We start from the raw sequence: 1460 nt of genomic DNA on the forward strand, positions 1-1460 counted from the left end.
TGCCTCGGTATCTCGAGTCAACGGCGGTCGCAGCGCCGATGCGTCCGATCTGGGGGATTGGGTCACCTCAACCGACGTCACCAACATCAACAACGAATTGGGATTCAGCACGGGCTGTACCGAGCAAGCTCGCAGCAGTTGGCATGGCACGCGGGTGGCAGGCATCATTGGTGCGCAAACCAATAACAACATCGGCATGGCTGGCATGGCACCGGATGCGCGGATCGTCCCCGTGCGCGTGCTGGGCAAGTGTGGCGGCTGGGACTCTGACATCCTGGCGGGCATGCGGTGGGCCGCAGGCCTGTCGGTCAATGGGTTGCCGGCCAACGGCCATCCAGCCAAAGTGCTGAACATGAGTCTGGGTGCCGTGGAAAGTTGCCCGCAGACCTACAAGGATGTGCTGGCCGAACTGGCGCCATTAAGGGTCGTGGTGGTGGCCTCGGCTGGCAATGACAATGGGTTGGATGTGTCATCGCCAGCCAATTGTCCTGGCGTCATTGCCGTGGCCGGATTGAGGCACATCGGTACCAAGGTCGCATTTTCTTCAGTGGGATCCGAGGTCAGCATCAGCGCACCGGGGGGCAACTGTGTCAACGAGAACGGGGGGCCGTGCCTCTATCCCATCCTGACAACAAGCAATTCAGGTGCGACGGTACCGATTGCCGATACCTCCGGGGGCTCGACCTACTCGGATTCGGTCAACCACCCCTCATACGGCACCAGCTTTTCTGCTCCGCAGGTCAGTGGTGCCGTGGCCATGATGCTGGAGGCTCGTCCGGCTTTGACATCGGCCGCCGTGCGGTCATTGCTGAAGGCTTCCGCCAGATCTTTCCCGACATCGGGCAGTGCAGCCGATGTGGCCAGTTGTCACTTGCCCAACGGCGACGTTCAGGATGAGTGCTATTGCACCACGCTGACATGCGGTGCAGGCATGCTGGATGCGAATCAGGCTGTTCAGTTCGCATTGACGCATGCGGCGGCCGTGATCACACGCGTGCCCGACGCACCCCTGCCGCGGCAGGCTATTGCATTCAGCGGCACGCAGTCCATGGCCAGTCCGGGGGGCAGCAGCATCGTGTCCTACCACTGGGATCTGATTGACGACGGCGGTATCGTCAGCAGCAGTGGCTGGTCAGCTGACAGCAACTCGATCCTGGTCACGCCAACTGCTGATGGCTTCTTCCTGATCAGACTGACCGTGGTCGATGATCAAGGCCGCTCCGCAAGCAGTGATGAATGGGTGATTGTCGGGCAGCCCGTCGTGAGATCGACTTCGGCCGCAGCGGCTAAAAGTGACAGCGGCGGCGGAGGTGGCGGAGCCGTGTCCTGGCTTGAATTGCTGATGCTGGGCGGGTGTTGTGCCTTGGCTTTGCGGGGCAGCATCAGGCGTAACGTCAAGGCATGAGCATCAATTCGTCGAACGCCACGTTCTTGACGCGCGCAGGCATATCCTGCTCTTC

Annotated in this window: 1 protein-coding gene; it reads left to right on the forward strand. The window is 61.2% G+C overall.

The features are described 5' to 3' along the window. The coding region (locus EPO09_RS21490) for a S8 family serine peptidase (RefSeq protein ID WP_290646535.1) at positions 1–1405 on the forward strand (1405 nt) is incomplete at its 5' end. Positions 1406–1460 lie beyond the last annotated feature (55 nt).

The sequence above is a fragment of the Aquabacterium sp. genome, from assembly GCF_004297345.1.
GTDB lineage: Bacteria > Pseudomonadota > Gammaproteobacteria > Burkholderiales > Burkholderiaceae_C > Aquabacterium.